This is a genomic window from Trichococcus sp. (assembly GCF_049589555.1).
GTDB lineage: Bacteria > Bacillota > Bacilli > Lactobacillales > Aerococcaceae > Trichococcus.
The window spans coordinates 1-4,903 of sequence record NZ_JBAWAZ010000110.1; the positions used below are offsets into that span (position 1 = coordinate 1).

Consider the following 4,903-nt stretch of genomic DNA (forward strand, 5'->3'; position numbering starts at 1 on the left):
TCGACGCCAAGGAAAGAAAAAGATCAGCCTGAAATCTTGAGCGGTTACTTCAACGACATGACGACAGGCAGCCCGCTTGCGGCGATCATCCGCAACAGCGACACGCGTTCCAAAGACTACGGTCAGATGAAGAAATTGATGCGCCCAGGCCAGGCTGATTACCCAGGCTATGTCCGTTACGACGGCTTCAATGATTACCGCGGCAGCGGCCATTTCTCCGGCCGGATCACGGCACCGTTAGTGTTTGCGGGCGCGATCGCGAAGCAATTGCTTGAAAAGCAAGGCATCACCATCGGCGGTCACGTGAAAAGTGTAGCCAAAATCCAGGATGACAGCTTCCTGAACACGGAAGTCACACCTGAAATGCTGAAAGGCTTTGCCAGCAAAGAATTGCCGTTGTTGAACGAGTCGCTCGAAGAGGAAATGCGCAATCTGATCCGCGAAGCGAAAGCCAGCGGCGATTCCGTTGGTGGAACTGCGGAAATCTGTGTATTGGGCATCCCGGCAGGAGTCGGCAATCCGTTCTTTGATTCCGTCGAGTCCGTTCTGGCGCACATTCTTTTCTCCGTGCCTGCCATCAAAGGCTTGGAATTCGGAAGCGGCTTCGGCATCGCAGAAATGCTCGGTTCGGAAGCGAATGATTCCTATTATTATGACGGCGATCAGATCAAAACCCGCACGAACCATAACGGCGGTATTTTGGGCGGCATCACGGACGGCATGCCGATCATCTACAAAGTGGCAATCAAGCCGCCAGCTTCCATCACGAAGCTGCAGCAAACCATCAACATCGAAGACAAGACGGATGCGGAATTATCGGTTGAGGGTAGACACGATCCGATCATCGTACCGCGCGCCATTCCTGTATTGGAAGCCGTGACGGCGATCGCGATCCTGGATCTGCTGTTGGATTCCAAATTCTACAAATACGACTGAGAACGGAGTGAAAGGCGAGTATGACGGATTTAGAAGACTATCGCAAAGAGTTGGATGCCATTGATCAGGAGCTTGTGGCTCTGTTCGAAAAACGGATGCACATTTCCCAAGCCATCGGCAATTATAAGCTGGTGCATGATTTGCCCATCTTTGATGAAGGCCGTGAGCAGCGCGTCGTAGAGAAGAATCTTACCCATCTGAAGAGTGAAGAGTTTGCGGTGCAGACCCATCATTTCTTGGATACGATCATGGATCTTTCGAAAGAAGTCCAAAAGGATGTCAGGGCAGCCGCGAACGATTATGAGCAGATTTTTGCGATCCACGATCCGAAGCTGCCCGCTCAGATCGGTTATTTCGGGGAAACGGGTTCGTTCTGCGAAGAAGCGATGTTGGCCTATTTCAAGGAAGCGCCCCGTGATCCGAAAAACTACCATACCTTCGAATCGTTGTTCATTGGTATCCAGAATGGGGAAATCGATTACGGCGTTCTGCCAGTGGAAAACTCTTCCACTGGTGCGATTTCTCAAGTGCTGGATCTGTTGTACAAATACGGCCTTTCCATCGTGGGCGAGCAATACATCAAAATCGAGCAGCATCTGATCGGCCTGGAAGGGACCGGTCTGGATCAGATTGAGGAAGTCTATTCGCACCCGCAAGGTTTCCAGCAATCCACCGATTATTTCAAGGATCATGAGCAATGGCGTCAGATTCCGTTCCACAGCACATCCGACAGCGCGAAAATGGTGAAGGACTCCGGTGATGCTCACAAAGGCGCCATCGCCAGCAGAAGGGCCGCTCAGATCCATGGCCTCTCGATTTTGGCGGAGAGCATCCAGAATCAGAGCGAAAACACGACCCGCTTCATCATCGTCGGCAAGGATCTCGAGTCGAATCCCCGCTGCAACAAAGTCAGTGTGGTGTTCTCATTGGATAATCAAGCCGGGACACTGTTCAAGCTGCTGCGTCATTTCGCGAGGTACCATATCAACCTGATCAAAATTGAATCCCGCCCTGTCGAAGGGGAGAAATGGGAATACCTGTTGTATCTGGATTTCGAGGGCAACATCGTCGACGAAAATGTCCATGAAGCCTTGCGCTTCATCCACCGGAGCAGCGTCTATTTCAGGCTGTTGGGCTGCTACACCGCCGCAACCGAAAATAAATAAGAAAAGCCAGCAATGACCGCTTCCTGCGGGACTTTGCTGGCTATTTTTTTTTCGATTCTTGCAGTCCAGGGCAAAAATAGGTACTATTAGGAAGAGAACGCGTAACGGAAGGGTGATGTTTGTGAAAGCAGCAGAGAGACGAAATGAAATCATCAAATTATTGGAAGCCACGGATCAACCGGTGAACGCCACCCAACTGGCTGAATTGTTGTCGGTCAGCCGTCAGGTCATCGTGGGCGATATCGCCTTGATCCGCGCCAAAGGGATTGAGATCCTGGCAACGCCAAGGGGCTATCTATCCGCGAATGCATTCAAAGGCGAAGACAGCCTGTTTACGGGCAAAATTGCCTGCCAGCACTCGCAAGCCGAAACTGTGACGGAACTGAACATCATCGTGGACAATGGCGGAGAGGTCGTGGATGTCCAGGTCGAGCATCCCGTCTACGGCACTTTGACCGGTGAACTGCACATCCGTTCGCGCCATGACGTCATCGACTTCATGTCAAAAATCGCATCAAATGAAGCAGCGATGCTGTCTTCGCTGACCGGCGGCGTGCATCTGCATACACTTGCCTGCAAGGATGAAGAAACATTCCTGCGCATCAAAAAGGAACTGCAGGAAGCGGGCATCCTCTATTCCGGTTGAAAACGCATGAAAACATGCTTGACAACTCCTGAAAAGATTATATAATATATTACAACTGTCAAGACAGTTGTAAACATCTTTGGAGGGATTGGCGAAATGAATACACGTACACAAACGAAACATATAACGATAGCTGCTCTACTGATTGCGATAGGGATCCTGATACCGATGATATCCCCCTTGAAAATAATTCTTGAACCGGCTTCCTTTACTTTGGCAAGCCATGTGGCGACGATGATCGCCATGTTCCTTTCACCCGGCATCGCTGTTGCGGTTGCCTTTGGAACGGCTGTCGGCTTCATGTTGGGCGGCTTTCCATTGGTCGTAGTCCTGCGTGCGGCAACGCACATGATCTTCTCATATGTCGGTGCGAAATATATCCAAAAGCATCCGGATATGGCGCATGATTTCAAAAAATCATTGCTTTTCAGCCTGGTCCTTGGCGTATTGCATGCTGGCTGCGAAGTCATCGTCGTGAGCCTGTTCTACTTTGCAGGAAACCTTACGGAAGCCTATTACGATAAAGGCTTGATCTCTTCCGTCATGCTGCTTGTCGGCATCGGAACAGTCATCCACAGTATGGTCGACTATTGGTTGGCCCAAATCGTCTGGAAAGCGGTCGGCAAGAAAGCCGCACCAGTACGCTCTGTGTAGATCGGAAAACTGAATAAATGAAAAGGACGCACCCCGGCTTTAATTGCGGGATGCGTCCTTTTTTTGTGTGTAACATTCATGATTCGGTTTTTATCAACCGTTGGCAAGCAAAAATTCGCCTTGATCGCGGTCGTAGATGAAGACTTCCCCGGTTTCGATGATGTAGTGCCACCCGCTGATCTTCAGCTTGCCTTCCCTCATTTTTGCGGCTATGTAAGGGAAAGTTATCAAATGCTTCAGCTGCTCCACGACATTGCCTTGCTCCATCATCCAAGCCCGTGCTTCGGGTTCGGTTTCCGGGATTTCCTTCAGGACGCGATCACGAACAGGATGGATCAGTTCCAGCCATTTGCGGGTGTGCGGCAATTCTTCCAGTTTGCCTTCGGGATGCAGGCAAGCAGCACAGCCGCCGCAGTTGGAATGCCCGCAGATGATGATGTTCTCAACGCCTAGCGCGAGCACGGCATACTCGATGGCGGATGTCGTGGCCACGTATTCGGTAGTCATCCGATAAGGCGGAACGATGTTGGCGATGTTGCGGACGATGAACAATTCCCCCGGTAACGTTCCGGTGATCATATTCGGATCGATACGCGAATCGGAACAGGAAATGAAGAGGGTATGAGGTTTCTGGGAGGCTTTCAAACCCTTGAACAGCTCACGATGGGATTCAAAATCCCCTCTTCTGAAATTAACGATACCTTCTAATAACTTTTCCATACGCATACCTTCTTTCTGAAATGTTTATCCGAACAACAGTTGTGCAAATTGCACGATGATCGGGATGGTGAATAAGGACAATAAAGTGGTCAGGACCACGAGACGCGCTCCATATTCGTAGTCGCCGCCGAACAGACGGCCAAGGATGGCTGTATTCGTTGCAGCCGGCGCACAGGAAGCGATGGTCAGGACGATTTCCACCATATAGTCATCGATAGGCAATAAATAGATAACACCGATCGAGATGAGGGCGGTAACGATCAAACGCAGGAAAGTGGTCCAATACGCTTTCGGGAAAGCCAGCAATTCCGAAAAATTACTGTTGGCGATGTAGCTGCCGAGGATGATCATGGCCAGCGGTGTATTCAAAGCGGCCAAGCTGTCGACGGACTTCCAGAGAAAATCAGGGACCGGCAAGCGACTGATGTAGATGGTCAACCCGATTGCAGCCCCAATCATGCCGGGATTGAGAAGGGTTTGCCGCAAGGTCATGGCTTTTTTGTCACCCGAAATCAGATATTGGCCGTAAGTCCACTGGCTGACGTTATTTGCCATGATGTATCCGGACATGAAAAAGACGCCCTCATAGCCCACGGTCGCAAGGACCAAGGGGATGCCGACGAAACCGGCATTCGGGAAAATGGTGGCATATTTGTCGATGCGGTCCTCTTTTTTCAGCAGGACATGGACGATGAACGCGCGGATGGAAATCGTCAGAAAAGCCGCCAGCGTCGCCCACATCAGCAATTTCAAGCGCTGCCCATCAAAATCGGCATTGAAT

Annotated in this window: 6 protein-coding genes; 4 read left to right on the forward strand and 2 right to left on the reverse strand. The window is 50.7% G+C overall.

The genetic code is table 11. From position 1 onward, the window contains the following. The 4 genes from aroC to WBV27_RS04850 form a co-directional block, all read left to right on the forward strand. A partial coding sequence (gene aroC / locus WBV27_RS04835; RefSeq protein ID WP_424199919.1) for a chorismate synthase occupies positions 1-936 on the forward strand: 936 nt, incomplete at its 5' end. A 20-nt stretch (positions 937-956) separates the two neighbouring features. Then, positions 957-2,102 carry a prephenate dehydratase gene (gene pheA / locus WBV27_RS04840; RefSeq protein ID WP_424199921.1) on the forward strand — a complete coding sequence of 382 codons (1,146 nt, stop codon included), beginning with the start codon at positions 957-959 and terminating at the stop codon, positions 2,100-2,102. A 121-nt stretch (positions 2,103-2,223) separates the two neighbouring features. Continuing rightward, a complete protein-coding gene (locus WBV27_RS04845) occupies positions 2,224-2,748 on the forward strand; it encodes a transcription repressor NadR (protein WP_424199923.1) in 525 nt (174 codons plus the stop codon). 96 nt (positions 2,749-2,844) lie between these two features. Then, positions 2,845-3,402, forward strand: a complete 558-nt coding sequence (locus WBV27_RS04850) for a hypothetical protein (RefSeq protein WP_160117082.1) — start codon at positions 2,845-2,847, stop codon at positions 3,400-3,402. A 93-nt stretch (positions 3,403-3,495) separates the two neighbouring features. Here the strand turns inward: WBV27_RS04850 and WBV27_RS04855 are convergent, their stop codons facing one another. Next, positions 3,496-4,122, reverse strand: coding sequence for a carbonic anhydrase (locus tag WBV27_RS04855; RefSeq protein WP_424199925.1), 627 nt, complete (start codon positions 4,120-4,122; stop codon positions 3,496-3,498). A 24-nt stretch (positions 4,123-4,146) separates the two neighbouring features. Next, positions 4,147-4,903, reverse strand: a 757-nt coding sequence (locus tag WBV27_RS04860; RefSeq protein ID WP_424199927.1) for an AEC family transporter, incomplete at its 5' end; no start/stop codon positions are given.